Annotated in this window: 23 protein-coding genes; 14 read left to right on the forward strand and 9 right to left on the reverse strand. The window is 57.8% G+C overall.

The genetic code is table 11. The features are described 5' to 3' along the window. Nucleotides 1–368 (reverse strand): class A beta-lactamase (locus PG900_RS22235; protein ID WP_032424450.1); only part of this gene is annotated, 368 nt, incomplete at its 3' end. Between the two features lie 182 nt (nucleotides 369–550). Further along, entirely contained in the window at nucleotides 551–1,108 is a 558-nt protein-coding gene (locus PG900_RS22240; RefSeq protein WP_001235713.1) for a recombinase family protein, read from the reverse strand. Between the two features lie 163 nt (nucleotides 1,109–1,271). Here PG900_RS22240 and PG900_RS22245 point away from each other — a divergent pair, with 163 nt between their 5' ends. Next, nucleotides 1,272–4,277, forward strand: coding sequence for a Tn3-like element Tn3 family transposase (locus PG900_RS22245; RefSeq protein ID WP_001143760.1), 3,006 nt, complete (start codon nucleotides 1,272–1,274; stop codon nucleotides 4,275–4,277). 303 nt (nucleotides 4,278–4,580) lie between these two features. Here the strand turns inward: PG900_RS22245 and PG900_RS22250 are convergent, their stop codons facing one another. After that, entirely contained in the window at nucleotides 4,581–5,033 is a 453-nt protein-coding gene (locus PG900_RS22250; RefSeq protein WP_001749986.1) for an NAD(+)--rifampin ADP-ribosyltransferase Arr-3, read from the reverse strand. A 96-nt stretch (nucleotides 5,034–5,129) separates the two neighbouring features. Beyond that, complete coding sequence (locus PG900_RS22255) at nucleotides 5,130–5,684, reverse strand: aminoglycoside N-acetyltransferase AAC(6')-Ib3 (RefSeq protein WP_032488579.1); 555 nt, start codon at nucleotides 5,682–5,684, stop codon at nucleotides 5,130–5,132. A 291-nt stretch (nucleotides 5,685–5,975) separates the two neighbouring features. Here PG900_RS22255 and intI1 point away from each other — a divergent pair, with 291 nt between their 5' ends. From intI1 to PG900_RS22280, 5 genes are all read left to right on the forward strand, one after another. Then, the gene (intI1, locus tag PG900_RS22260; RefSeq protein ID WP_000845048.1) at nucleotides 5,976–6,989 is read left to right on the forward strand and encodes a class 1 integron integrase IntI1; all 1,014 of its coding nucleotides are present in this window, start codon (nucleotides 5,976–5,978) and stop codon (nucleotides 6,987–6,989) included. Nucleotides 6,990–7,197: 208 nt separating this feature from the next. Continuing rightward, nucleotides 7,198–7,497, forward strand: coding sequence for a type II toxin-antitoxin system YafQ family toxin (locus PG900_RS22265; protein ID WP_196240184.1), 300 nt, complete (start codon nucleotides 7,198–7,200; stop codon nucleotides 7,495–7,497). A 126-nt stretch (nucleotides 7,498–7,623) separates the two neighbouring features. Then, nucleotides 7,624–8,199: a recombinase family protein gene (locus PG900_RS22270; protein WP_001173919.1), complete on the forward strand. Its 576-nt coding sequence runs from the start codon at nucleotides 7,624–7,626 to the stop codon at nucleotides 8,197–8,199. A 351-nt stretch (nucleotides 8,200–8,550) separates the two neighbouring features. Next, nucleotides 8,551–8,802 (forward strand): helix-turn-helix domain-containing protein, encoded by a 252-nt coding sequence (locus tag PG900_RS22275; protein WP_125941870.1) that lies wholly within the window; start codon nucleotides 8,551–8,553, stop codon nucleotides 8,800–8,802. Continuing rightward, on the forward strand, nucleotides 8,802–10,121 hold the full coding sequence (locus PG900_RS22280) for a type II toxin-antitoxin system HipA family toxin (RefSeq protein ID WP_125941869.1): 1,320 nt from the start codon (nucleotides 8,802–8,804) through the stop codon (nucleotides 10,119–10,121). The genes PG900_RS22275 and PG900_RS22280 overlap by 1 nt, the downstream gene beginning before the upstream one ends. 422 nt (nucleotides 10,122–10,543) lie before the next feature. Here PG900_RS22280 and fhuB read toward each other — a convergent pair whose 3' ends face one another. The 5 genes from fhuB to PG900_RS22305 all read right to left on the reverse strand — a co-directional run bounded on the left by fhuB (nucleotide 10,544) and on the right by PG900_RS22305 (nucleotide 18,075). After that, nucleotides 10,544–12,526, reverse strand: coding sequence for a Fe(3+)-hydroxamate ABC transporter permease FhuB (fhuB, locus tag PG900_RS22285; RefSeq protein ID WP_270801749.1), 1,983 nt, complete (start codon nucleotides 12,524–12,526; stop codon nucleotides 10,544–10,546). Beyond that, nucleotides 12,523–13,407 carry an ABC transporter substrate-binding protein gene (locus PG900_RS22290; protein WP_270801825.1) on the reverse strand — a complete coding sequence of 295 codons (885 nt, stop codon included), beginning with the start codon at nucleotides 13,405–13,407 and terminating at the stop codon, nucleotides 12,523–12,525. The genes fhuB and PG900_RS22290 overlap by 4 nt, the downstream gene beginning before the upstream one ends. A 34-nt stretch (nucleotides 13,408–13,441) precedes the next feature. Further along, nucleotides 13,442–14,206, reverse strand: a complete 765-nt coding sequence (locus PG900_RS22295) for an ATP-binding cassette domain-containing protein (protein ID WP_005307174.1) — start codon at nucleotides 14,204–14,206, stop codon at nucleotides 13,442–13,444. A 22-nt stretch (nucleotides 14,207–14,228) separates the two neighbouring features. Further along, nucleotides 14,229–15,887 carry a multidrug ABC transporter permease/ATP-binding protein gene (locus PG900_RS22300; RefSeq protein ID WP_270832325.1) on the reverse strand — a complete coding sequence of 553 codons (1,659 nt, stop codon included), beginning with the start codon at nucleotides 15,885–15,887 and terminating at the stop codon, nucleotides 14,229–14,231. A gap of 79 nt (nucleotides 15,888–15,966) precedes the next feature. Further along, the gene (locus PG900_RS22305) at nucleotides 15,967–18,075 is read right to left on the reverse strand and encodes a TonB-dependent siderophore receptor (protein WP_029305116.1); all 2,109 of its coding nucleotides are present in this window, start codon (nucleotides 18,073–18,075) and stop codon (nucleotides 15,967–15,969) included. 382 nt (nucleotides 18,076–18,457) lie between these two features. On the opposite strand from PG900_RS22305, the gene mioC reads away from it, so the two are divergent. The 8 genes from mioC to atpE all read left to right on the forward strand — a co-directional run bounded on the left by mioC (nucleotide 18,458) and on the right by atpE (nucleotide 25,381). Further along, nucleotides 18,458–18,907 (forward strand): FMN-binding protein MioC, encoded by a 450-nt coding sequence (gene mioC / locus PG900_RS22310; protein ID WP_168968370.1) that lies wholly within the window; start codon nucleotides 18,458–18,460, stop codon nucleotides 18,905–18,907. A gap of 509 nt (nucleotides 18,908–19,416) precedes the next feature. After that, on the forward strand, nucleotides 19,417–21,306 hold the full coding sequence (gene mnmG, locus PG900_RS22315; RefSeq protein ID WP_270832327.1) for a tRNA uridine-5-carboxymethylaminomethyl(34) synthesis enzyme MnmG: 1,890 nt from the start codon (nucleotides 19,417–19,419) through the stop codon (nucleotides 21,304–21,306). A 20-nt stretch (nucleotides 21,307–21,326) separates the two neighbouring features. Then, nucleotides 21,327–21,953 carry a 16S rRNA (guanine(527)-N(7))-methyltransferase RsmG gene (gene rsmG, locus PG900_RS22320; protein WP_270801736.1) on the forward strand — a complete coding sequence of 209 codons (627 nt, stop codon included), beginning with the start codon at nucleotides 21,327–21,329 and terminating at the stop codon, nucleotides 21,951–21,953. A 26-nt stretch (nucleotides 21,954–21,979) separates the two neighbouring features. After that, complete coding sequence (locus tag PG900_RS22325) at nucleotides 21,980–22,783, forward strand: ParA family protein (RefSeq protein WP_011707916.1); 804 nt, start codon at nucleotides 21,980–21,982, stop codon at nucleotides 22,781–22,783. Continuing rightward, nucleotides 22,780–23,688 (forward strand): ParB/RepB/Spo0J family partition protein, encoded by a 909-nt coding sequence (locus PG900_RS22330; protein ID WP_011707915.1) that lies wholly within the window; start codon nucleotides 22,780–22,782, stop codon nucleotides 23,686–23,688. The genes PG900_RS22325 and PG900_RS22330 overlap by 4 nt, the downstream gene beginning before the upstream one ends. 190 nt (nucleotides 23,689–23,878) lie before the next feature. Then, entirely contained in the window at nucleotides 23,879–24,289 is a 411-nt protein-coding gene (locus PG900_RS22335) for an ATP synthase subunit I (protein ID WP_017410469.1), read from the forward strand. A gap of 8 nt (nucleotides 24,290–24,297) precedes the next feature. Beyond that, nucleotides 24,298–25,080 carry a F0F1 ATP synthase subunit A gene (atpB, locus tag PG900_RS22340; protein ID WP_011707913.1) on the forward strand — a complete coding sequence of 261 codons (783 nt, stop codon included), beginning with the start codon at nucleotides 24,298–24,300 and terminating at the stop codon, nucleotides 25,078–25,080. A gap of 58 nt (nucleotides 25,081–25,138) precedes the next feature. Then, nucleotides 25,139–25,381 (forward strand): F0F1 ATP synthase subunit C, encoded by a 243-nt coding sequence (atpE, locus tag PG900_RS22345; protein ID WP_005307205.1) that lies wholly within the window; start codon nucleotides 25,139–25,141, stop codon nucleotides 25,379–25,381. Nucleotides 25,382–25,390 lie beyond the last annotated feature (9 nt).

Genomic DNA, 25,390 nt, shown 5'->3' on the forward strand with positions numbered 1-25,390 from the left:
GCACTGCATAATTCTCTTACTGTCATGCCATCCGTAAGATGCTTTTCTGTGACTGGTGAGTACTCAACCAAGTCATTCTGAGAATAGTGTATGCGGCGACCGAGTTGCTCTTGCCCGGCGTCAACACGGGATAATACCGCACCACATAGCAGAACTTTAAAAGTGCTCATCATTGGAAAACGTTCTTCGGGGCGAAAACTCTCAAGGATCTTACCGCTGTTGAGATCCAGTTCGATGTAACCCACTCGTGCACCCAACTGATCTTCAGCATCTTTTACTTTCACCAGCGTTTCTGGGTGAGCAAAAACAGGAAGGCAAAATGCCGCAAAAAAGGGAATAAGGGCGACACGAAAATGTTGAATACTCATACTCTTCCTTTTTCAATATTATTGAAGCATTTACCAGGGTTATTGTCTCATGAGCGGATACATATTTGAATGTATTTAGAAAAATAAACAAATAGGGGTTCCGCGCACATTTCCCCGAAAAGTGCCACCTGACGTCTAAGAAACCATTATTATCATGACATTAACCTATAAAAATAGGCGTATCACGAGGCCCTTTCGTCTTCAAGAATTTTATAAACCGTGGAGCGGGCAATACTGAGCTGATGAGCAATTTCCGTTGCACCAGTGCCCTTCTGATGAAGCGTCAGCACGACGTTCCTGTCCACGGTACGCCTGCGGCCAAATTTGATTCCTTTCAGCTTTGCTTCCTGTCGGCCCTCATTCGTGCGTTCTAGGATCCTCCGGCGTTCAGCCTGTGCCACAGCCGACAGGATGGTGACCACCATTTGCCCCATATCACCGTCGGTACTGATCCCGTCATCAATGAACCGGACTGCCACGCCCTGAGCGTCAAATTCCTTTATCAGTTGGATCATATCGGCAGTGTCGCGGCCAAGACGGTCGAGCTTCTTAACCAGAATGACATCACCTTCCTCCACCTTCATCCTCAGCAAATCCAGCCCTTCCCGGTCTGTTGAACTGCCGGATGCCTTATCGGTAAATATACGGTTTGCTTTCACACCTGCGTCTTTGAGTGCTCTGACCTGAAGATCAAGAGACTGCTGACTGGTTGAGACCCGAGCGTAACCAAAAAGTCGCATAAAAATGTACCTTAAATCGAATATCGGACAACTCATGTCTATTATTACAAATTTACGATTTAATAGACATATTAATGTAACAGTTTTACGATGTCCGATAATTTATAACATTTCGTACGGTTGCAAAAATGTTACTAAATGCCCGTCAGGCAGGGAGGCCGATATGCCCGTTGACTTTCTGACCACTGAGCAGACTGAAAGCTATGGCAGATTCACCGGTGAACCGGATGAGCTTCAGCTGGCACGATATTTTCACCTTGATGAAGCAGACAAGGAATTTATCGGAAAAAGCAGAGGTGATCACAACCGTCTGGGCATTGCCCTGCAAATTGGATGTGTCCGTTTTCTGGGCACCTTCCTCACCGATATGAATCATATTCCTTCCGGCGTCCGGCATTTTACCGCCAGACAGCTCGGGATTCGTGATATCACCGTTCTTGCAGAATACGGTCAGAGGGAAAATACCCGCCGTGAGCATGCAGCGCTGATACGTCAGCACTATCAGTATCGTGAATTTGCCTGGCCCTGGACATTTCGCCTTACCCGTCTTTTATATACCCGGAGCTGGATAAGCAACGAACGTCCTGGCCTGCTTTTCGATCTGGCGACAGGGTGGCTTATGCAACATCGTATTATTCTCCCCGGAGCCACTACGCTGACCCGGTTGATTTCAGAGGTAAGGGAAAAGGCGACGTTGCGCCTGTGGAACAAACTGGCACTGATACCGTCAGCCGAACAGCGTTCACAGCTGGAGATGCTGCTGGGGCCAACTGATTGCAGCCGCCTGTCTTTACTGGAATCACTGAAAAAGGGCCCTGTGACCATCAGTGGTCCGGCGTTTAATGAAGCAATTGAACGCTGGAAAACTCTGAACGATTTTGGCCTGCATGCTGAAAACCTGAGTACACTCCCGGCTGTGCGCCTGAAAAATCTCGCACGTTATGCTGGTATGACTTCGGTGTTCAATATTGCCAGGATGTCACCGCAGAAAAGGATGGCGGTTCTGGTTGCCTTTGTCCTTGCATGGGAAACGCTGGCGCTGGATGATGCATTGGACGTTCTGGACGCCATGCTGGCCGTTATCATCCGTGACGCCAGAAAGATTGGGCAGAAAAAACGGCTCCGCTCGCTGAAGGATCTGGATAAATCTGCATTGGCGCTCGCCAGCGCATGTTCGTACCTGCTGAAAGAAGAAACACCGGACGAATCGATTCGTGCTGAGGTGTTCAGCTACATCCCAAGGCAAAAGCTGGCTGAAATCATCACGCTTGTCCGTGAAATTGCCCGGCCCTCAGACGATAATTTTCATGAAGAAATGGTGGAGCAGTACGGGCGCGTTCGTCGTTTCCTGCCCCATCTGCTGAATACCGTTAAATTTTCATCCGCACCTGCCGGGGTTACCACTCTGAATGCCTGTGACTACCTCAGCCGGGAGTTCAGCTCACGGCGGCAGTTTTTTGACGACGCACCAACGGAAATTATCAGTCGGTCATGGAAACGGCTGGTGATTAACAAGGAAAAACATATCACCCGCAGGGGATACACGCTCTGCTTTCTCAGTAAACTGCAGGATAGTCTGAGGCGGAGGGATGTCTACGTTACCGGCAGTAACCGGTGGGGAGATCCTCGTGCAAGATTACTACAGGGTGCTGACTGGCAGGCAAACCGGATTAAGGTTTATCGTTCTTTGGGGCACCCGACAGACCCGCAGGAAGCAATAAAATCTCTGGGTCATCAGCTTGATAGTCGTTACAGACAGGTTGCTGCACGTCTTTGCGAAAATGAGGCTGTCGAACTCGATGTTTCTGGCCCGAAGCCCCGGTTGACAATTTCTCCCCTCGCCAGTCTTGATGAGCCGGACAGTCTGAAACGACTGAGCAAAATGATCAGTGATCTACTCCCTCCGGTGGATTTAACGGAGTTGCTGCTCGAAATTAACGCCCATACCGGATTTGCTGATGAGTTTTTCCATGCTAGTGAAGCCAGTGCCAGAGTTGATGATCTGCCCGTCAGCATCAGCGCCGTGCTGATGGCTGAAGCCTGCAATATCGGTCTGGAACCACTGATCAGATCAAATGTTCCTGCACTGACCCGACACCGGCTGAACTGGACAAAAGCGAACTATCTGCGGGCTGAAACTATCACCAGCGCTAATGCCAGACTGGTTGATTTTCAGGCAACGCTGCCACTGGCACAGATATGGGGTGGAGGAGAAGTGGCATCTGCAGATGGAATGCGCTTTGTTACGCCAGTCAGAACAATCAATGCCGGACCGAACCGCAAATACTTTGGTAATAACAGAGGGATCACCTGGTACAACTTTGTGTCCGATCAGTATTCCGGCTTTCATGGCATCGTTATACCGGGGACGCTGAGGGACTCTATCTTTGTGCTGGAAGGTCTTCTGGAACAGGAGACCGGGCTGAATCCAACCGAAATTATGACCGATACAGCAGGTGCCAGCGAACTTGTCTTTGGCCTTTTCTGGCTGCTGGGATACCAGTTTTCTCCACGCCTGGCTGATGCCGGTGCTTCGGTTTTCTGGCGAATGGACCATGATGCCGACTATGGCGTGCTGAATGATATTGCCAGAGGGCAATCAGATCCCCGAAAAATAGTCCTTCAGTGGGACGAAATGATCCGGACCGCTGGCTCCCTGAAGCTGGGCAAAGTACAGGTTTCAGTGCTGGTCCGTTCATTGCTGAAAAGTGAACGTCCTTCCGGACTGACTCAGGCAATCATTGAAGTGGGGCGCATCAACAAAACGCTGTATCTGCTTAATTATATTGATGATGAAGATTACCGCCGGCGCATTCTGACCCAGCTTAATCGGGGAGAAAGTCGCCATGCCGTTGCCAGAGCCATCTGTCACGGTCAAAAAGGTGAGATAAGAAAACGATATACCGACGGTCAGGAAGATCAACTGGGCACACTGGGGCTGGTCACTAACGCCGTCGTGTTATGGAACACTATTTATATGCAGGCAGCCCTGGATCATCTCCGGGCGCAGGGTGAAACACTGAATGATGAAGATATCGCACGCCTCTCCCCGCTTTGCCACGGACATATCAATATGCTCGGCCATTATTCCTTCACGCTGGCAGAACTGGTGACCAAAGGACATCTGAGACCATTAAAAGAGGCGTCAGAGGCAGAAAACGTTGCTTAACGTGAGTTTTCGTTCCACTGAGCGTCAGACCCCGATTACTTCGCCAACTATTGCGATAACAAGAAAAAGCCAGCCTTTCATGATATATCTCCCAATTTGTGTAGGGCTTATTATGCACGCTTAAAAATAATAAAAGCAGACTTGACCTGATAGTTTGGCTGTGAGCAATTATGTGCTTAGTGCATCTAACGCCGCCATAAACGGCGACAGGGTGGCGCGCCTATTGCGCATAAAATGGCGAAGCCATGCGCAACAGGCGCGGAATCTCTGGCGTCCGGTTTGATGGCTTTGTTATGCAAAGGACTAGTCTTCAATGACGTGTAAACCACGGCGCTTTAAGTCCTCCAACGAATCCAACATTCCCCTTATTAATTCAACAGGATGCCCCTCCCAGTCTTCAACAACGCCAACAATTCTCAAGGGTTCGCAGGTTCTATAGGACTGTGTTGGATTACCGGGAAATCTTTTGTTCGTAAGATTCGGATCGTCTTCGAACGGTCCTGTTGGCTCAACTATGTATATGTAGCCGCGACCCTCGAGGCCAGACAGTGACATAGCAAGTTCAGCTCCCCAAACTGCTGGCTCCATCAAGGCTGAAAAGTAGATGTGCTTAAGAATACGACCGTCCTCGAAATGAGAGATGAACCCTGTGGTTAGCAAGTCACCAATCGCCAAATTGGCTTTGGTTCCATGATAGAACGGTCCTTGCACCTGCTTGTAATTATCATGAGAGATGGGAATCCAATCTTTTACCATTTTAAGACCCTTAATTGTTGGGATTTGGCTGCATAACGTTTGACATGAGGGGCGGCCAAGGGCGCCAGCCCTTGGACGTCCCCCTCGATGGAAGGGTTAGGCATCACTGCGTGTTCGCTCGAATGCCTGGCGTGTTTGAACCATGTACACGGCTGGACCATCTGGGGTGGTTACGGTACCTTGCCTCTCAAACCCCGCTTTCTCGTAGCATCGGATCGCTCGCAAGTTGCTCGGCGACGGGTCCGTTTGGATCTTGGTGACCTCGGGATCATTGAACAGCAACTCAACCAGAGCTCGAACCAGCTTGGTTCCCAAGCCTTTGCCCAGTTGTGATGCATTCGCCAGTAACTGGTCTATTCCGCGTACTCCTGGATCGGTTTCTTCTTCCCACCATCCGTCCCCGCTTCCAAGAGCAACGTACGACTGGGCATACCCAATCGGCTCTCCATTCAGCATTGCAATGTATGGAGTGACGGACTCTTGCGCTAAAACGCTTGGCAAGTACTGTTCCTGTACGTCAGCAAGTGTCGGGCGTGCTTCTTCTCCGCCCCACCACTCGACGATATGAGATCGATTTAGCCACTCATAGAGCATCGCAAGGTCATGCTCAGTCATGAGGCGCAGTGTGACGGAATCGTTGCTGTTGGTCACGATGCTGTACTTTGTGATGCCTAACTTTGTTTTTGCGTTGCTCATGATGTCTAACTCCCAATTTGTGTAGGGCTTATTATGCACGCTTAAAAATAATAAAAGCAGACTTGACCTGATAGTTTGGCTGTGAGCAATTATGTGCTTAGTGCATCTAACTTTGTTTTAGGGCGACTGCCCTGCTGCGTAACATCGTTGCTGCTCCATAACATCAAACATCGACCCACGGCGTAACGCGCTTGCTGCTTGGATGCCCGAGGCATAGACTGTACAAAAAAACAGTCATAACAAGCCATGAAAACCGCCACTGCGCCGTTACCACCGCTGCGTTCGGTCAAGGTTCTGGACCAGTTGCGTGAGCGCATACGCTACTTGCATTACAGCTTACGAACCGAACAGGCTTATGTCCACTGGGTTCGTGCCTTCATCCGTTTCCACGGTGTGCGTCACCCGGCAACCTTGGGCAGCAGCGAAGTCGAGGCATTTCTGTCCTGGCTGGCGAACGAGCGCAAGGTTTCGGTCTCCACGCATCGTCAGGCATTGGCGGCCTTGCTGTTCTTCTACGGCAAGGTGCTGTGCACGGATCTGCCCTGGCTTCAGGAGATCGGAAGACCTCGGCCGTCGCGGCGCTTGCCGGTGGTGCTGACCCCGGATGAAGTGGTTCGCATCCTCGGTTTTCTGGAAGGCGAGCATCGTTTGTTCGCCCAGCTTCTGTATGGAACGGGCATGCGGATCAGTGAGGGTTTGCAACTGCGGGTCAAGGATCTGGATTTCGATCACGGCACGATCATCGTGCGGGAGGGCAAGGGCTCCAAGGATCGGGCCTTGATGTTACCCGAGAGCTTGGCACCCAGCCTGCGCGAGCAGCTGTCGCGTGCACGGGCATGGTGGCTGAAGGACCAGGCCGAGGGCCGCAGCGGCGTTGCGCTTCCCGACGCCCTTGAGCGGAAGTATCCGCGCGCCGGGCATTCCTGGCCGTGGTTCTGGGTTTTTGCGCAGCACACGCATTCGACCGATCCACGGAGCGGTGTCGTGCGTCGCCATCACATGTATGACCAGACCTTTCAGCGCGCCTTCAAACGTGCCGTAGAACAAGCAGGCATCACGAAGCCCGCCACACCGCACACCCTCCGCCACTCGTTCGCGACGGCCTTGCTCCGCAGCGGTTACGACATTCGAACCGTGCAGGATCTGCTCGGCCATTCCGACGTCTCTACGACGATGATTTACACGCATGTGCTGAAAGTTGGCGGTGCCGGAGTGCGCTCACCGCTTGATGCGCTGCCGCCCCTCACTAGTGAGAGGTAGGGCAGCGCAAGTCAATCCTGGCGGATTCACTACCCCTGCGCGAAGGCCATCGGTGCCGCATCGAACGGCCGGTTGCGGAAAGTCCTCCCTGCGTCCGCTGATGGCCGGCAGCAGCCCGTCGTTGCCTGATGGATCCAACCCCTCCGCTGCTATAGTGCAGTCGGCTTCTGACGTTCAGTGCAGCCGTCTTCTGAAAACGACAGTTTTTGTGTCATTTTCAGAAGACGACTGCACCAGACAACGCGGTTTGAAGGCTGTTGTGCAGTCGTCTATTGAACGAACAGTATCAGGAGTCCGCTGCACGAATGATGACCTCAAGCCGGTTCTGGTCGCGCTGGCGACCGATCAGCCCCTGGATGTGCGATACCGCGACCACGATCTTTCCGGCGATTGGGCGGGCTACCGCGAATGCCACATCAAGCCCGACCTGCTGCTGATCTACCGCAAGTCCGACGCCGACACCCTGCGACTGGCGCGGCTTGGCTCCCATAGCGAGCTGTTCGGCTGATGCCAGTCGCCTTGTCCGCCAAACGATCATTAGGCGGCCAAACCGGACGCCTGTCCGAAAACATCTTGCGCAACGGGATGACGGACAATAAGATAGGCGGACGGTATAACGGACAAATGGGCGGAAATGGCACTCATCGGCTATGCGCGGGTATCGACGGCGGAACAGGACACCGCCTTGCAGACGGATGCGCTGCGCAATGCAGGCTGCGAACGGGTTTTCGAGGACACGGCATCCGGGGCCAAGGCAGACCGGCCCGGCTTGGCCGATGCGCTGGCTTATCTGCGCGATGGCGATGTGCTGGTCGTCTGGCGGCTGGATCGGCTTGGCCGCTCCCTGCCGCACCTGATTGAGACGGTCGGCAAGCTGGAAGCACGGGGCGTCGGCTTCCGCTCGTTGACTGAAAACATCGACACCACCACGCCGGGCGGACGGCTCATCTTCCATGTGTTCGGTGCGCTGGGCCAGTTCGAGCGCGACCTGATCCGCGAGCGCACCAAGGCCGGGTTGACCGCTGCCGCCGCACGCGGGCGCAAAGGCGGACGCAAGCCGGTTGTCACTGCCGACAAGTTGCAACGAGCGCGGGAGCTTGTCGCCAACGGCTTGAATGTCCGCGAGGCCGCCGCACGCCTCAAGGTAGGAAAAACCGCTCTCTACGCTGCCTTGCAGGCGGCCAGTTCTGGCAGTGCAGCCGACTCCTGATATTTCGTGCAGTCGCCTTCTGAAAACGACAATTTTAAATGGTTCCAAAATAGTTTTTTTCCACCCGAGATGTAGTTCCCATTAGGTATACCCTTAAAGCACCGACGTACAGCCACTCAAACAGCACCTACAGATGGCTTTTCGATCACACGCGCAATTCTCAACGGGCGAGCTCATCCAAAAGCGACTTTTGGGTTGGGTGTCAGTGGAACCGCTACTCTCTATGGCAGGTAACAGCGGATTTACACGCCATAGCGTGTATAAACAATTTCACACTCCATAGCGTGTGAAATTTGATTTACCTGCTTAAGCGTGTAAATTAAAGTCATCCAGTTAACAGGGTGCCGCGATATGAAGATCACCAATGCCAAGCAGCTCAGTGCCTACCTGCGAGATGTTCGTCTCTCTGCAGATCTGTCCCAGGGAAAAGTGGCCAGCAAAGTGGGGATCCGCCAGGACACGGTATCCAGCTTTGAGCTCCAGCCGGGCACAACCAAGCTGGAAACCTTCTTCAAGATCCTGTCAGCACTGGATCTGGAACTAGAAGTGAAACCCAAAGGCAGCGACCCCCAAAGCCCTGATGGCTGGAAAGAGGAGTGGTAATGGCTGACCTGGATGTCTACATGAATGGGTACAAGGTGGGCGTTTTCAGCCGTGCTGTCACCGGCGCCCATGCATTCCAATACGCTGAGACCTGGCTTAATCAGACCGGCAGCCGTCCTATATCACTTTCCATGCCCTTGCGGCGACAGCCTTATCGGGGTGATGAGGCCTACAACTTCTTCGATAACCTATTGCCGGATAACCCGGAGATACGAAACCGGATCCTGGCCCGCTATCACGCAGACTCAACCCAGCCCTTCGACCTTTTGGCACGAGTCGGTGCAGATACTGTTGGCGCGCTACAACTGCTACCCAAAGGTGCCGCGCCGGGTGACATTCGCACCATCGACTACAAAGCATTGTCTGACCAAGAACTGGCCAAGATACTCACAGGCTACAAGGCTGGCGCGCCTTTGGGCATGATTGAGGACATTGAGGACTTCCGCATCTCCTTGGCAGGAGCCCAGGAAAAAACCGCCCTGCTGTTCAAAGATGGTCGCTGGAGCCAACCCAAAGGCACCACGCCTACAACCCATATCCTCAAGTTGCCTATCGGCAAGATAGAGAGCCACTCATACAGCCTCGATTTGTCAGACAGCGTCGAAAACGAATTTCTCTGCACCCTGCTGGCAAAAGAGTTCGGTTTACCGGTCCCCCACTGCTTTATGGTGCGCCTTGATGACATCAAAGCCTTGGCCGTGGAACGTTTTGACCGCAGGTATGCCTCGGACGGTAGTTGGATCATGCGGCTACCCCAGGAAGATTTTTGCCAAGTACTGAATGTTCCGTCAGCACGGAAATACGAAAATCAGGGTGGCCCAGGGATCGGCGAGATAATGTACTACCTGCTGGGATCAGCCAATGCAGAGCAGGATCGCTACCACTTCATGAAGGCACAAGTCTTGTTCTGGCTGCTGGCAGCCACCGATGGCCACGCCAAGAACTTCTCGGTATTCATTGAGCCACAAGGGCGTTTTCGCCTGACCCCTTTTTACGACATCCTATCTGTCTACCCAGTATTTGGCGGCCGAGGCCTCAACCGCAGGGACGCCAAGCTCGCTATGGGTCTGGCTAGCAGCAAGGGTAAGAAGTACGCCATTGAGCAGATATTCCCACGCCACTTCTTCCAAACGGCCAAAGCGGTGGGATTCGAGCGCTCCGCCATGGAAGGGATCCTGACAGAACTGGCCGGCGCCGTTGATGCCGTTATTGAGCGCGTGACACAGCAGTTACCGGCGGGCTTCCCTGCTGCGATCAGCAGCGCTATTTTAGAGGGCCTAAAAGCCCGCTCAGCCAGGCTGATAACGGGCTGGGAATAAATTGGCGGTATATGGGGCAGTTGCACGAATGCCCAGGACTGATATCTGGGAACCTTGCACAGTTCGATGCGTAAAAGCAGTCTACCCGGCACCAAGCAGGCTATAGTCGGATCAAAATATGTTCACCGCCCCCCAAAAAAGCGGTTTTGATTGCATGAGATGACCTCTCATTGCCTCATATGGGAAGGCTGCACGATCGAGGATGGGCTATATGGGAACGCTGCACGATAGCAGAAACCCGTGATAGACCTCTCAAGATGCTGTTTTAGTTACCTTTACCCCAAGCGGCCCCCGGAAAGTCACTAACGTATTGAAGCCAATAGATTCTTTACATTCTGCATCGGCAAATAACGCCGCACGGCAGGCAATAAAAAGCCCGGGTTCATCCCGGGCTTTTTATTGCGCATTTTTCATCCACCAACCTAGAGGCGGCGCAGGCACCACATGAAGTAAGCGCCCCCTAACAAGGTGGAGACCAGCCCCACCGGCACCTCCTGCGGGAACAGGATCTGCTGGCCAATCCAGTCCGCCGACACCATCAGCAGGGCGCCGGAGACGGCGGCACCGAGCAGATGCCAGCGTGCCCGCACCAGTCCCATCAGCTTGGCCATGTGCGGCGCCAGCAGGCCGACGAAGGAGAGCGGCCCCACCACCAGGGTCGCGCTGGCGGTCAGCACGGCCACCAGCAGCAGGATGGCGAGTTGGGCCCGGTTGAGCCGAATGCCGAGCGCGGCGGCCACCGCCGGTCCCATCGGCAGCAGATCGAGCCAGCGGCTGAGCAGCAGACAGGCCGCCAGCAGCGTCAGCGCCAGCACGACCAACCCGCCGGCGATCGGCAGGGTGACGTAATAGGTGGAACCGGACATCCAGGAGAGCAGTTGTTGTACCCGCAGGTCACCGTTGGCCAGCGCGATGGCCTGCAACGGCTCGAACAGCGCCGTGATGGCGATGCCGGAGAGCAACAGCCGTTCCGGCTGGAAGCCGTGGCTGCGATTGACCAGCAGCAACAGCAGCAGACAACCGAAGGCACCGAGCAGGCCGCCGACCAGCATCATGGGCAGCGGCAGGGCGGGCAGCAGCAGCGCCGTGGCAATCACCCCCATGAAGGTGCCACCACTCACCCCCAGCAGCTCTGGGCTCGCCATCGGGTTGCTGCTGACCCGTTGCAGCAGGGTGCCCGCCAATGCCAGCAGCACGCCCGCAGCACCGGCCGCCAGGGTGCGCGGCAGCCGCCACTCCAGCTGGGCCTGCCAGCGCAGCCAGCTCGGCCAGTGCCAGCCGTCCATCCCCTGTCCAAACAGCAGGGAGGCGATCACCGCCAATACCAGCCCCATCAACATCAGGCCGACAAGGCGGGCCGGCGCCGGGTGGCGGGCCACCAGCAGGGCGGCATTCGCCTTCGGCGTGCCCGACTTGATGCCCAGGCGCGGGATCAGCCACAGCAGCAGTGGCGCCCCCAGCAATGCCGTCATGGCACCGGTCGGGATGAGCACAGAGCCGCTGCGGCTCAGGGATTGCAGCAGCAGATCGGTAGCCGCCAGCAGCAGAGCACCCAGTACCGGGGCCCACAGCAGCCGCAGGGCCAGTTTTCTCACCCCCAGCAAGCGCACCAGGGCGGGCGCCGCCAACCCGATGAAGCCGATCAGCCCCACCACGCTCACCACGCAGGCGGTGACGAACACCGCCAGCCCCAGCCCGGCGAAACGCAGGTGTTGAAGGGAGACCCCCAGGCTGCGGGCGCTGGCATCATCCAGCTCCAGCACCGCCAGCGGGCGCACCAGCACCGCGGCCAGCACGCCAGCCAGCAGCAGACGGGGCAGCAGGTAGCTCACCCCGCTCCAGCTGTTCTGCACCAGCGAGCCACTGCCCCACACCAGCAAGCCTTTCAGCTCCTCCTGAAAGAACAGCAGGAGCCCCATGCTGATGGCCGCCAGATAGAGGTTGATCACCAGCCCGGCAAAGACGATGACCACCGGATTGAGCTGGCGACGCCAGGCCAGGGCAAACACCAGGCCCATGGCGAGGCTGCCGCCGGCCATGGCGATCCACTCTCGCCCCAGCAGCAGCCAGGAGGGGGCAAACAGGGTCACCATCATCAGCGCCAGCTGGGCGCCGGAGGCCACCCCCAGGGTGGTGGGCGAGGCCAGCGGGTTGCGCAGCACCTGCTGCATCAGGGTGCCGGCCAGCCCGAGGGCGGCGCCAGCCAGCAGGCAGACGGCAAGACGCGGCAGCCAGCTGAAGTGGACCACCGCCTGGCTGGCATCGGTCAGATCCGGCGAAAACAGGGCCGCGAGCCAACGCGCCACCGGCAACTGACCGGCCAGCTCCCAACCGGCGAGCGCCAGCGTCAGCCCCAGCAGCAGGCTGACAGGCAGTCGCAGCGGCAATGGAAAAATCTGGTTCATTGCAGCCCCTCCCCGCTTTGCCCATCCTGCTGCAGCGCAGTACTGAGCTGCACGGCGAAGCGGCGCGCCGCCAGCACGCCGCCAAAACTCCACACCGCAGGCAGGTGCAGCACGGCCGCCGCCCTCACCTGTGGCAGCTGTTGCCACAGACCGGGTTCCTGCAGCCGCTCGCTCACCCCGACCGGGATCGGATCGACCACCACCAGCCGCGCTTGCGGCAGCGCCATCAACTGCTCCAGGCTGGCCACGGCAAAGCCCCAGGCATTGGTTTCCCCCTGCCAGCCATTGCGCAGGCCGAGCAGCTGCATCACCGCCTCGAACAGGCTGTGGCGGCCAAATACCCGCACATGGCGCTCATCGATGAACTGCACCACCAGTAGGGGCGGCAGATCTTCGGGTAATGTGGCCCGCATCTGCGCCAGATCCTGGTCCAGCCCGGCCAGCAGTTGCTCGGCTTCGGCGGTTTTGTCCACCAGCGCGGCGATGGTCAGGGTCGCCTCATGCAGCCGCAGCCATAGATCGGCATCCGGCTCGTAGAGCGCGATGGATTGTACCGGCGCGATGCGGGAGAGGGTCGGCGCCAGCGGGGCCGCCAGCGGCGAGATGAGGATGCGATCGGGTTTGAGCTCGGCCAGCAGCTCGCGGTTGGGCTGGGCGCGCTGGCCGATATCCACCACGGCGGCCGGCAGCAGCGGTTCGCCGACCCAGGCGCGGTAGGAGCCGACATCCCCCACCGCCAGCGGCGTCACCCCGAGCGCCAGCAGGGTTTCGGCTATGGTCCAGTCGACGGTAGCGATACGGGGTACCGGCGCGGAGGCGGTCTGGGATGTGTCTGCCTGCGCTGCAAGCGGCAGCAGCAGGCCGACAAGGCAGGACCCCATCTTCTTCAATAAACGGTTCACGAGAGGCCCCCGGTCAGACGATGGCGATGGCGTGGTCATGGGCCGGGTGGCGAATGACCTCCATCGGGATGCCATAGATGGCGTGCAGGGTCTCGCCGGTCATGATCTGCTCGGGTTCGCCGTGGGTGAGCAGGCGGCCGGAGTGCAGCGCCACCAGCCGATCGCAGAAGCGGGAGGCCATGTTGATGTCGTGAATGACGATGATGACCCCGAGCTTGAGCTGACGGCTCAACTGCTTGACGAGCGTGAGCACCTCCACCTGATGGGCCACGTCCAACGCGGCCAGCGGCTCGTCCAGCAGGATGAAACGGCTCTCCTGGGCCAGAAGCATGGCCAGCCAGACCCGCCCCCGCTCGCCACCGGAGAGGGTATCCACCAGCCGATCGGCAAAGCGTTCAGTATGAGTAAGAGCGATGGCCCGTTCGACCTGGCGGTGATCCTCCGCCCCCATCCGGCCCAGCAGGCCGCGCCAGGGGTAGCGACCCATCTCCACCAGCTCCCGCCCGAGCAGATTTTCGGCGCTCGGCAGATGCTGGGGCAGATAGGCCACCTGACGGGCGAAGTCGCGCGCGCCCCACGCCGGCAGCGGCTTGTCATCGAACCGGATCTCGCCGTCACTGAGCGGCTGCTGGCGTGCCAGCAGCTTGAGCAGGGTGGATTTACCCGAACCGTTGTGGCCGATGAGGCCATAGACCTTGCCCTGCTCAAAACAGAGATCGGTGGGGTGCAGCAGCGTGCGGTCATTGACCGCGAAGCTGGCTGATTTCATCTCAAACATAAGCGGTTCCTGTTGGCCGGGTTCAAACCGGCACCTCTGCATTCAAGTCACAATCCAGATGGGCGACCGCATCGCGGCTCACCTTCTCGCGCCGCTCACCGGTCAGCTCGCTGAGCCGGCCCTGGCGCATCTCCAGCAGCCGGTCGGCCTGGGAGAAGTAGAGATCGTCGTGGCTGATGGCGATCACCGTCTTGCCCATCTCCTTCAAGCGCGGCAGCAACAGCTGATAGAAGATGCGGCGGAACTGGGGATCCTGATCCGCAGCCCACTCGTCGAACAGCATCACCTCGCGCTGCTCGGCCAGCGCCAGCAGCAGGGCGACTCGCTTGCGCTGCCCCTGGGAGAGGTCGATATCGGCGATGAAGCCATCTTCGATGGTGAGCTTACTGCCCATCTGCAGCCGCTCCAGCCACTCGGCCACCAGCTCATCCTTGGGTTCCGGCCCCAGCAGGTGCTGGAACAGGTGATAATCGGTGAAGATGGCGGAGAAGAGAGCCAGATAGGCGTTGCGATCGGTGACCGGCTCCCCATCCAGCAGGATCCGGCCCGATACCGGCTGATAGAGGCCGGTCAGCAGCATGGCCAGGGTCGACTTGCCGGAGCCGTTGCCACCGATGATGAAGAGTTGCTCCCCCCGCTCGATCACCAGATTGATGGGACCCACGGCAAAGCCGCCCTCCCCCTGATAGTGAAAGCTCACCTGCTCCAGCTCGATGCGCTGCCAGGCGCGGGGCGCGGACGGCAGCGGGAAGTCGGCGTCCGGCGCGGCCAGATTGAGCGCCGCAATCTTGTCGAACGCCACCTGGGCGGAGAGCAGGGTCGGCAAGGCGCCAATGCCCTGCAGCAAGGGGGTGCGCAAGAACAGCAGGGTCAGTGCGAAGGTGGCGGCCACCTGGGTGTCGGCCCAGCCCAGCCCGTTGGCCAGAAAGAAGACCAGGCCGATGGCCCCCAGCATCATGATATTCGACCAGTTCACCGCGCTCAGGTGATAGGTGTCGGCGCGAATGATCTGCTCCCGATAGTCCTGCGCATTCTGCTGATAAAGCTGGTGGTAGACGAAGTGAGCCCGCTCGCGGTTGAGCGCCAGCTCCTTGCTGCCGGCGATGATGGCCTGATAGTTCTGATAGAGCCGATCCTCGGCCTGACGCATGTGGGAGAGATGGCGATAGACCCGGTTCACCAGCAGCCAGCCCACCACCATGGTGAAAGTGACCCAGAGCGTGGTGACGCCGAGCAGGGCCGGCGACAGCCAGCCGAGGTAGAGGGCCGACCCCAGGGTGAGCACCAGCCCCTGCACCAGCTCCGGCAGGCGCACGAAAGCGATGGTGATCTGGCCGATGTCGCTGGAGAGGGAGGCCAGCAGCGGCCCCTGGCCAATCTGGCGCAGACGGGCGACATCGGTATCCAGCAACTGCTTGAGCAGGCGGCCGCGCAGCCGGTAGACGAAATGATGGCCGAGGGTGGTCAGCGCCAGCTGAGAGCCGAGCGTGATCACCAGCAGCAATAAGATGAGGCCGATCAGCTGGCCGAGCACCGGCAGCGGATCGCCGACGGATTCAACGAGAGACTGATTGATAAAGGCAATGACACCAATCCCGCTGACGGCACTGAGCAGGCTGAGCAGGGTAATGGTGATGAAGGGCCAACGATATTGGCGATAAACCAGAGACAAGAGTTCCATAACGGACCGGTATTCCAGAGAGATCAGAGCAACTGCAGGTGAAAAGAAGGGCGGGAACCCGGCTCCCGCCCGACTTCGATTACCAGCGGTAGTTGATGCTGCCCACTACGCTGCGCGGCTCGCCGTAGTAGCAGTAGTAGTCGCAGCTGGCCACGTAGGTATCACCCAGCAGGTTGTTGACGTTGAGCTGAGCCCGCCAGTTCTTGGCAAAGTCATACCCGATCATCGCATCCCACACGGTATGGGCCGGCACCTCGGCCGAGCCATAGATGGGGGTATAGTCCGCATTCACGGCACCGATGCCGACGCTGGAACCGACGTAGCGCACGCCGCTACCCAGTTCCAGACCGGAGACCGGACCCTGCTGCACCTTGTAGTTACCCCAGAAGGAGGCCTGGTGGCGCGGGATCAGACTGGCACGGCGATCCCCCTTGCCGGTGTCGTTGGTCTTGGCATCGGTATAGGTGTAGGCGGCGGTCAGGCGCAGCGCCTCGGTGGCCTGCACGCTCCCTTCCAGTTCGACCCCCTGGGAGGTCACTTCACCGGCCTGGGTCTGCTGGCCGGAACCGGTGGAGACCAGCGAGTTGGTCTGCTCCAGATCGAACAGGGCCAGGTTGATGTAGCCATCGAGGAAGCTCGGCGCGTACTTGACGCCGGTCTCGTACAGGGTGCCCTTGAGCGGCTTGTAGGATTGGCTGGTGTTGGGGTCGATCCCCGGCAGCACCTCGAACGACTCGGCATAGGCAATATAAGGAGAGAGACCGTTGTCGGCCAGGTACATCAGGCTGCCGGAGAGGGAGAGCTCGTGATCATACTGCTTCTCGTTCTTGCCCTTGGCTTCGCTGATGTTGTGGGTCTCCACGTAGTCGAAGCGACCACCACCGGTCAGCAACCAGCGATCGTCCCAGCGGATCTGGTGCTGGGCGTAGAGGCCGCTCTGGCCCTTGGTGCTCTTCTGATGGGTGGCGGTGGATTCATCAAAACCGGGGAAGCCGCTGTAATCCGGGTTCATGGTATTGATGGAGCCCATGCCGTAGTTGTCGGCTTCCTGGCCTTCATTGACATGGCGCTGCAGATCCACCCCCAGCAGCAGGGTCTGCTCGGTGCTGTCGGTGTTCCAGTAACCCACCATCTGGTTGTCCATGGTGGCGCTCTTGGTGGTGCCATCGCGATAGACCAGGCCACGGAAGGCGGTAGTGCCTTCATAGGTCGGGAAGATATAGGTCTGGCGCAGCAGCAGATCGTTGTAGTTGAAGCGGACGTTCTGCTTGAACTCCCAGGTCTGGTTGAGCTGGTGGGCCAGCTCGTAACCGGTGGAGATCTGGGTGTTGCGGTTGCGATCGTAATCCGGCTGGCTCAGGTTGGTGCTGGGATCGATCTGGCCACCGCTGGTATTGAGGGTGCCGTAAACCGGGAAGAAGCCGTTGGTCGGCACCCCTTCGTCGTGCAGGAAGCTGGCCAGCAGGGTCAGGCTGGTGCGATCCGAGAGATCGAAGGTCACGCTCGGCGCCAGATAGACGCGATCGTTGTAAGTACCGTCCAGCACGCCGTCACGCTCTTTATAAAGAGCAACCATGCGGTAGCGGCTGTTGTCGGTCAGCGCATCGGAGACATCCACCCCGATCTGGCGGTGATCCCGGCTGCCGAGCTGCAGATCCAGCAGCCCCTGCGGGGTGGCGGTCGGCCGTTTGCTGATGGCATTGATCACGCCACCGGGAGGCGCCTCCCCGTAGAGGATCGAGGCCGGCCCTTTCAGCACTTCCACGCTCTCCAGGCCGAACGGCTCCGGCGTCCAGACATAGTAACCGGTGCCGAACAGGCGGTTGCCGTCCAGATAGGAGGCGGCATCGAAGCCACGCACCTTGAACCAGTCGGTATTGTTGTCGGAGCCATAGAGGCCGCTGAGCACGCCGGAGCGATAGCGCAGGGACTCGTCAAGCTGCTGCACGGCGTGCTGATCCAGGTCCTCGCGATTGACCACGGAGACGGCGCGAGGCGTCTCGGCCATCGGCACTTCCACCTTCATGGCGGTGCCGGTGACCACCATGGTCTCGCTGGCCTTGGGCAGTTCTTTCGGTTGTTCGGCCGCCAGCACGGGCAGGCTGGCCAACAGGCAGGAGAGCGGCAACAGTTGCTGTGCGCCTCTCTTTCGCATTGCTGCGATGGGGGTGTCTTTTTGCGCAATCATAGTAAGTGTCTCAAATATCAATTAGTTGTTTCTGATTTCTTATTATTGGTGCCCGGTCATGCCGGTTGCCCGGTTCCTCAGGCGAATAAAGCAGCGACATGCTACTACAGGAGCCATGATCGAATCGATTCAATAATTGCTAATCATTTGCATCTGCATTGTTACTTAACGTATCAAGGCGTCGATTGAGCAGCATATGAAGGGGGGAGCCGATCTTTTTCTGCCAATCGGCAAGAAGGCGTCAACGGAGCGTCGGGGATCCCCATTGAGGGGCAAAAAGCACCGAGGATCCATTATCCCCAAGCTTTATCCATATTTATCCACACCCTTTGGCGGTAGAATCCGGCTTTCCCTCGCTTCGTCTGAAATCAGGATCCATTCCATGGCCAAACTCAACCTTGTCGTCGGTTCCATGCTGGGAGCCGCCGAATATGTCGCAGACCACGTCGCCAACCTGCTGGAACAGGCAGGTCATCAGGCCGAGATCCACAATCCGGCCAGCCTGGCCGAAGTACTCGCCGAGCCAGAAGCCATATTGCTGGTGGTCACCTCGACCCACGGTGCCGGCGATGTGCCGGACAACCTGCAGCCCTTCGCCAAGGATCTTGCCGAGCAGCATCCGGATCTTAAAACATTGAAATATGGCGTGATCGCGCTGGGTGACAGCAGTTATGACACCTTTTGCCAGGGCGGCAAGACACTGGATCGACTGCTGGCGGAGTGCGGCGCCAGCCGGATTGGAGATCGTCTGGACATCGATGTGACCCAGCACGAGATCCCGGAAGATGCCGCTGAAGGCTGGATCCGGGACTGGCTGGCATTGATCGCCTGAACGGGAGCGGGAGATCCGGTAAAAAAGGCCTTGATCTCCCCGCTTATCCCCAGATCGCTATCCACCAGGTTATTAACAGATGGATCCGGATAAGTTGTTCTACGCTGTTACCCACAACACCGCCGGTAAATGTGTATAACTATGGTGTAAAACTCTGTAAAACCTATAGTTATCCATGTATGAGATCCAGAGCGGCAAGCCTCTGTGTATAAAAACCCTTGTTATCCCCCAGTTCACGGGGCCAGGATCCAAGCTTTTCCACAACCTGGGATCGTCTTTAACACGATGATCTTTATGATCAAAAAGTGCTTATCAACAGAAGTGGCGGATCCTAATAAAAGATCCAATAAAAGATCGATCTAAAGATCCTTAAGATCTATTTAGTGGATCCTCCCTCCATACTGAACGCTAAGTAGACGTTCCCCTCAGGGCGTGAAACAGATAGAATGTTCCGCCCTTCAGCCCAGGCAAATAAAGATCTTCAGGCGTGCAGATCAAGGTGATCCCCAATGCAATACCATGAACAATTTGATGTGATCGTCGTTGGCGGCGGTCATGCAGGAACCGAAGCAGCAACAGCGGCAGCCCGGATGGGGCTGAATACCCTGTTGCTGACCCACAATATCGATACGCTGGGACACATGTCCTGTAATCCGGCGATCGGCGGGATCGGCAAGGGACACCTGGTCAAGGAAGTAGATGCCCTCGGCGGGATCATGGCTCGCGCCATCGATCTTGGCGGGATCCAGTTCCGCACCCTCAACTCCTCCAAAGGACCGGCAGTGCGCGCCACCCGTGCCCAGGCGGATCGCCTGCTGTACAAGGCCGTCGTACGCCAGATGCTGGAGAACTACCCCAACCTGAAGATCTTCCAGCAGGCCTGTGACGATCTGATCATGGACGGGGAGCGGGTTGCCGGCGTGGTCACCCAGAGCGGGATCCGCATCAGTGGCAAGACGGTAGTTCTGACCGTCGGCACCTTCCTGAACGGCCTGATCCACATCGGGATGGAGAACTACAAGGGCGGCCGCGCCGGGGATCCTCCCTCGATCGCTCTCGCCCAGCGCCTGCGGGAACTGCCACTGCGCATCGATCGCCTCAAGACCGGCACACCGCCGCGCATCGATGCCCGCAGTGTCGATTTATCGGTGATGCAGGCCCAGTACGGCGACGATCCGCGTCCGGTCTTCTCCTTCATCGGCGACGCCAGCCAGCACCCGCGTCAGGTGCCCTGTTATGTTACGCATACCAACGAGCGCACCCACGAGGTGATCCGCAACAACCTGGATCGCAGCCCCATGTACGCCGGGGTGATCGAGGGAATTGGGCCGCGTTACTGCCCGTCGATCGAGGACAAGATTACCCGTTTTGCCGACAAGACGGCGCACCAGATCTTCGTCGAGCCGGAAGGCCTGACCACCCACGAACTCTACCCGAACGGGATCTCCACCAGCCTGCCGTTCGACGTGCAGGTGCAGATCGTCCGTTCCGTGCGCGGCTTCGAGAATGCCCATATCACCCGTCCCGGCTATGCCATCGAATATGACTTCTTCGATCCGCGGGATCTCAAGGCCAACATGGAGAGCAAGTGCATTCCAAACCTGTTCTTCGCCGGCCAGATCAACGGCACCACCGGTTATGAAGAGGCGGCCGCCCAGGGTCTGCTGGCCGGTCTGAACGCCGGTCTGCGAGCGCAGGAGAAAGATGCCTGGCATCCGCGCCGGGATCAGGCCTACATCGGCGTGATGATGGACGATCTCTCCACCCTGGGGACTCGCGAGCCCTACCGCATGTTCACCAGCCGCGCCGAATATCGTCTGCTGCTGCGCGAAGACAACGCCGACCTGCGTCTGACCGGCATCGGTCGTGAACTGGGTCTGGTGGACGACGAGCGCTGGGGCAAGTTCAACGCCAAGATGGAGCTGGTGGAGCAGGAGCGTCAGCGTATGCGCTCGACCTGGATCTACCCGCAGCATCCGTCGCTGGAAGCCGTCAATGCCCTGGTCAACACCCCGTTGATCCGCGAGCAGAGCCTGGAAGAGCTGCTGCGTCGCCCCGAGGTGACCTATGAGGCCCTGATGGCCATCGAGGGGGTCGGTCCGGCCCTGCCCGATACGGCAGCCGCCGATCAGGTGGAGATCCAGATCAAGTACGCCGGCTACATCGAACGCCAGCACGACGAAGTGGAGAAGCAGCTGCGCAACGAGAACACCCTGTTGCCGCTGGACATGAACTACCGCGACGTCAACGGCCTCTCCAACGAGGTGATCGCCAAGCTCAACGATGCCAAGCCGCAGACCATAGGTCAGGCGTCCCGCATCTCCGGCATCACCCCGGCGGCCATCTCCATCCTGCTGGTTCATCTGAAAAAACACGGCCTGCTGCGTAAAACCGCCTGAGGATCCTACCGTTGCAAAACATGCTGGAAAGATTGAACGGCCTGCTCATGCAGGCCGGAATTGTTATCACCGATACCCAAAAGACCCAGTTGGTTCAGCTTGTCGAGTTGCTGCACAAGTGGAACAAGGCTTACAATCTCACCTCGGTACGAGATCCGGACGCCATGCTGGTCAAGCATATCCTCGACAGCCTGGTGGTGAGCCAGCACCTGCACGGTGAGCGCTTCATCGATGTGGGCACCGGCCCGGGCCTGCCCGGCCTGCCGCTGGCGATCATCAACCCGGACAAGCAATTCGTGCTGCTGGACAGTCTGGGCAAGCGGATCAACTTCATCCGCCAGGTGATCCTGGAGCTGGGTTTGACCAACGTGACGCCGGTCAAATCCAGGGTCGAGGAGTATCAGCCCGAGGTCGGTTTTGACGGCGTGCTGAGCCGGGCATTCGCCTCGCTGGAAGACATGCTGAGCTGGTGTCACCATCTGCCGTCGGCCCAGGGCAGCTTCCTGGCGCTCAAGGGACAATTCCCCGAGCAGGAGCTGGCCCGGTTGCCCGCCAACATCCATCTGGTCGCCTCCCATCAACTGGTGGTACCGGAGCTGGAAGGCGAACGTCATCTGCTGGAATTCAAACATATCCAGCCCGAATAGGGTCGCAGTTTCATTTAGGGGACAGTGTGGGAAAAGTCATCGCCATAGCCAACCAGAAGGGTGGAGTGGGTAAAACCACCACCTGTGTGAACTTGGCCGCCTCCATGGCCGCTACCCGCCGCAAGGTGCTGGTGATCGATCTGGATCCGCAGGGCAATGCCACCATGGGTAGCGGTGTCGACAAGTACGACGTCGAGCGCACCGCCTATGAGCTGCTGATCGAGGACGCCCCCATCGGCGAGGTGATCATCCCCGAAACCTCCGGGGGCTATCACCTGATCGCCGCCAACGCCGACGTGACCGCAGCCGAAATCCGGCTGATGGAATTTTTCGCCCGCGAGATCCGCCTGCGCAATGCGCTGGCCTCGGTACGGGACAAATACGACTACGTCTTCATCGACTGCCCGCCTTCTCTCAACATGCTGACCGTTAACGCCATGGCCGCCGCCGATTCCGTGCTGGTGCCCATGCAGTGCGAATACTATGCGCTGGAAGGGCTCACCGCCCTGGTCGACACCATCAGCAAGCTGGCAGCCGTGGTCAACCCGGAGCTGAAGATCGAGGGGGTGCTGCGCACCATGTTCGATCACCGCAACCGGCTGGCCAATGATGTGTCCGATCAGCTTAAACAGCACTTCGGGGACAAGGTCTATCGCACCATCATTCCCCGCAACGTAAGACTGGCTGAGGCGCCGAGCTTCGGTGCGCCGGCCATGCACTATGACAAATCATCGGTGGGCGCCAAGGCCTATCTGGCTCTGGCTGGCGAGATCCTGCGCCGTCAGGAGCAGGAACGTCAGGTGACCATCGCAGACCGAGAGAGCATATGACGCCGAAAAAACGTGGGCTGGGCAAGGGGCTGGACGCTCTGCTCAGCACCAGCACGGCCGCGCGCCAGAAACAGGTGATGAGCGACCAGCGCACCGAGCAGGCCATGGCCCCGACCAACCAGGGCGAGCTGCGCAAGCTGCCGGTGGAGTGGCTGCAATCCGGCAAGTACCAGCCGCGCAAGGATATGTCGCAGGATGCGCTGGAAGATCTGGCCAACTCCATCCGTGCCCAGGGGGTGATCCAGCCCATCGTGGTGCGTCCGCTCGGCGAGCACTCCTTCGAAATCATCGCTGGCGAGCGGCGCTGGCGCGCCTCCCAGCTGGCCCGCCTCGAAGTGGTGCCCTGCCTGGTCAAGGACGTGCCTGACGAGGCGGCCGTCGCCATCGCGCTGATTGAGAACATCCAGCGCGAGGATCTCAATGCCATCGAAGAGGCGGTCGCCCTGCAGCGGCTGCTGACCGAATTCGAACTGACCCACCAGCAGGTGGCCGAGGCGGTGGGCAAGTCCCGTACCACGGTCACCAACCTGCTGCGCCTCAATCAGCTCAACGACGACGTGAAGCGCTTCGTCGAGCACGGCGACCTCGACATGGGTCATGCCCGCGCCCTGCTGGCCCTGAGCGGCCAGGCCCAGTCCGAACTGGCGAAACTGGTGGCCCAGAAGGGGCTGACAGTGCGAGATACCGAGAAGCTGGTGCAAAAAGCGCTGGAACCGGCAAAAGCCAAGGTCGAGCCCGTCCGTGATCCCCAGTTTGGTTATCTCGAGCGCCAGATTTCAGAAAAAATTGGCAATCAGGTACAACTTCAGCCGGGAAAACAGGATAGCGGTAAGTTAGTAATAAGTTACGAGAACTTGGCGGATTTGGACCGGGTATTGGGCTATTTTGGCCTGTCAGAAACGTGATTTTTACGCTTTTTGTAGTAATAAAACATCCATTCCTTTTGATATGAACATAACCTTAATTCTGTGCGGAAAGCCGCAAAAATTAAGGATTTTTGCCATGTTGCAATAGCTGTCTTCAAGGGTATAATTTGACCGGCTTTTGGGGCTGTAAACGCGGGGTCTTCGGATCCCGATTTTTTACAGTTCTGTAATGTTCAGGGGTAGGTTGGTGAAGCAGAAAATAGCCTTGGAAGGTTTAACGCTGGCCTTGGCTATGCTCGTTTGTCAGCTCGTCCTGATCCTGGCGATCAGTACCGTCTGGTTTTACCAGACCGGTGCGTTTGCCGGACGCTCCTCCCTCTTCGGGGGGGGCATGTACTGGGTTCCTCAAGCCCTGTTCACGCTCTGGGTTCTGCGCCGCAAGGTGACGAAGGAGAGTGTGGGCCTGGTTCTGCGGGACTTTTATGGTGGGGCAGGGATTAAGCTCATTACTACAACAGGACTTTTCGCCCTGATGTTTGGCGCCGGGATCGAGGTCGATACCGTCTCGTTCTTCGCCACTTATATCCTCGCCCTCGTTGTACAGTGGATAGTCTCATTCACGCTTAACAACCACTATTAGGAAAACTCATGTCTGCAACCGGAGAAGTCCTGACTCCTCAGGGATATATCTCCCACCATCTGACCCATCTGCAAGTCGGGTCTGGGTTCTGGACGGTGAATATCGATTCCATGATATTTTCCGTCTTGCTAGGCGCTCTGTTTATCTGGTCGTTCCGCCGTGTCGCCGTCAAGGCTACCAGCGGTGTGCCCGGCAAACTGCAGTGCTTTGTGGAGATGCTGGTCGAGTTTGTGAGTGGTAACGTCAAGGACATCTTTCACGGTCGTAACAAGGTCATCGCACCTTTGGGCCTGACAGTGTTCGTGTGGATCTTCCTGATGAACCTGATGGATCTGATCCCCGTTGACTTTATCCCCCACGCTGCACAGTTGATGGGTGTTCCCTATCTGCGTGTGGTTCCCTCTGCTGACGTTAACATCACCATGTCCATGGCTTTGGGCGTGTTCTTCTTGATCCTGTACTACAGCATCAAGGTCAAGGGTATCGGCGGGTTCGTGAAGGAGCTGACGCTTCAGCCTTTCAACCACCCGGCGGCCATCCCGGTTAACCTCATCCTGGAAACTGTTACGCTGATTTCCAAACCTGTTTCTCTGGGTCTTCGACTGTTCGGCAACATGTATGCTGGCGAACTGATCTTTATCCTGATTGCGGGTTTGCTACCCTGGTGGTCACAGTGGATCCTGTCCGTGCCTTGGGCAATTTTCCACATCCTGATCATCACTTTGCAGGCGTTTATCTTCATGGTGCTGACCATCGTCTATCTGTCGATGGCACAAGAAGACCATGGTTGATGCAACTCAAATAATCCTTTTTATACAATCAATTACATCTAAATAAATGGAGATCCTCATGGAAAACTTGAACATGGACCTGCTGTACATCGCTGCTGCAATGATGATGGGTCTGGCGGCTATCGGCGCGTCCATCGGTATCGGTATCCTGGGTGGCAAGTTCCTGGAAGGCGCTGCTCGTCAACCTGACCTGATCCCTGTTCTGCGTACCCAGTTCTTCATCGTGATGGGTCTGGTGGATGCGATCCCGATGATCGCCGTTGGTCTGGGTCTGTACGTGATGTTTGCGGTTGCTGGCTAAGTCTCAACG

It is taken from the genome of Aeromonas sp. QDB03, assembly GCF_027707985.1.
Taxonomy (GTDB): domain Bacteria; phylum Pseudomonadota; class Gammaproteobacteria; order Enterobacterales; family Aeromonadaceae; genus Aeromonas; species Aeromonas hydrophila.

What these genes read in the sequence shown, in the direction of transcription:
- PG900_RS22240 (WP_001235713.1), bottom strand. Translation starts at nt 1,108, where the DNA reads ATGCGACTTTTTGGTTACGCTCGGGTCTCAACCAGTCAGCAGTCTCTT.
- PG900_RS22245 (WP_001143760.1), top strand. Translation starts at nt 1,272, where the DNA reads ATGCCCGTTGACTTTCTGACCACTGAGCAGACTGAAAGCTATGGCAGA.
- PG900_RS22250 (WP_001749986.1), bottom strand. Translation starts at nt 5,033, where the DNA reads ATGGTAAAAGATTGGATTCCCATCTCTCATGATAATTACAAGCAGGTG.
- intI1 (WP_000845048.1), top strand. Translation starts at nt 5,976, where the DNA reads ATGAAAACCGCCACTGCGCCGTTACCACCGCTGCGTTCGGTCAAGGTT.
- PG900_RS22270 (WP_001173919.1), top strand. Translation starts at nt 7,624, where the DNA reads ATGGCACTCATCGGCTATGCGCGGGTATCGACGGCGGAACAGGACACC.
- PG900_RS22275 (WP_125941870.1), top strand. Translation starts at nt 8,551, where the DNA reads ATGAAGATCACCAATGCCAAGCAGCTCAGTGCCTACCTGCGAGATGTT.
- PG900_RS22280 (WP_125941869.1), top strand. Translation starts at nt 8,802, where the DNA reads ATGGCTGACCTGGATGTCTACATGAATGGGTACAAGGTGGGCGTTTTC.
- fhuB (WP_270801749.1), bottom strand. Translation starts at nt 12,526, where the DNA reads ATGAACCAGATTTTTCCATTGCCGCTGCGACTGCCTGTCAGCCTGCTG.
- PG900_RS22290 (WP_270801825.1), bottom strand. Translation starts at nt 13,407, where the DNA reads ATGGGGTCCTGCCTTGTCGGCCTGCTGCTGCCGCTTGCAGCGCAGGCA.
- PG900_RS22295 (WP_005307174.1), bottom strand. Translation starts at nt 14,206, where the DNA reads ATGTTTGAGATGAAATCAGCCAGCTTCGCGGTCAATGACCGCACGCTG.
- PG900_RS22300 (WP_270832325.1), bottom strand. Translation starts at nt 15,887, where the DNA reads ATGGAACTCTTGTCTCTGGTTTATCGCCAATATCGTTGGCCCTTCATC.
- PG900_RS22305 (WP_029305116.1), bottom strand. Translation starts at nt 18,075, where the DNA reads ATGATTGCGCAAAAAGACACCCCCATCGCAGCAATGCGAAAGAGAGGC.
- mioC (WP_168968370.1), top strand. Translation starts at nt 18,458, where the DNA reads ATGGCCAAACTCAACCTTGTCGTCGGTTCCATGCTGGGAGCCGCCGAA.
- mnmG (WP_270832327.1), top strand. Translation starts at nt 19,417, where the DNA reads ATGCAATACCATGAACAATTTGATGTGATCGTCGTTGGCGGCGGTCAT.
- rsmG (WP_270801736.1), top strand. Translation starts at nt 21,327, where the DNA reads ATGCTGGAAAGATTGAACGGCCTGCTCATGCAGGCCGGAATTGTTATC.
- PG900_RS22330 (WP_011707915.1), top strand. Translation starts at nt 22,780, where the DNA reads ATGACGCCGAAAAAACGTGGGCTGGGCAAGGGGCTGGACGCTCTGCTC.
- PG900_RS22335 (WP_017410469.1), top strand. Translation starts at nt 23,879, where the DNA reads ATGTTCAGGGGTAGGTTGGTGAAGCAGAAAATAGCCTTGGAAGGTTTA.
- atpB (WP_011707913.1), top strand. Translation starts at nt 24,298, where the DNA reads ATGTCTGCAACCGGAGAAGTCCTGACTCCTCAGGGATATATCTCCCAC.
- atpE (WP_005307205.1), top strand. Translation starts at nt 25,139, where the DNA reads ATGGAAAACTTGAACATGGACCTGCTGTACATCGCTGCTGCAATGATG.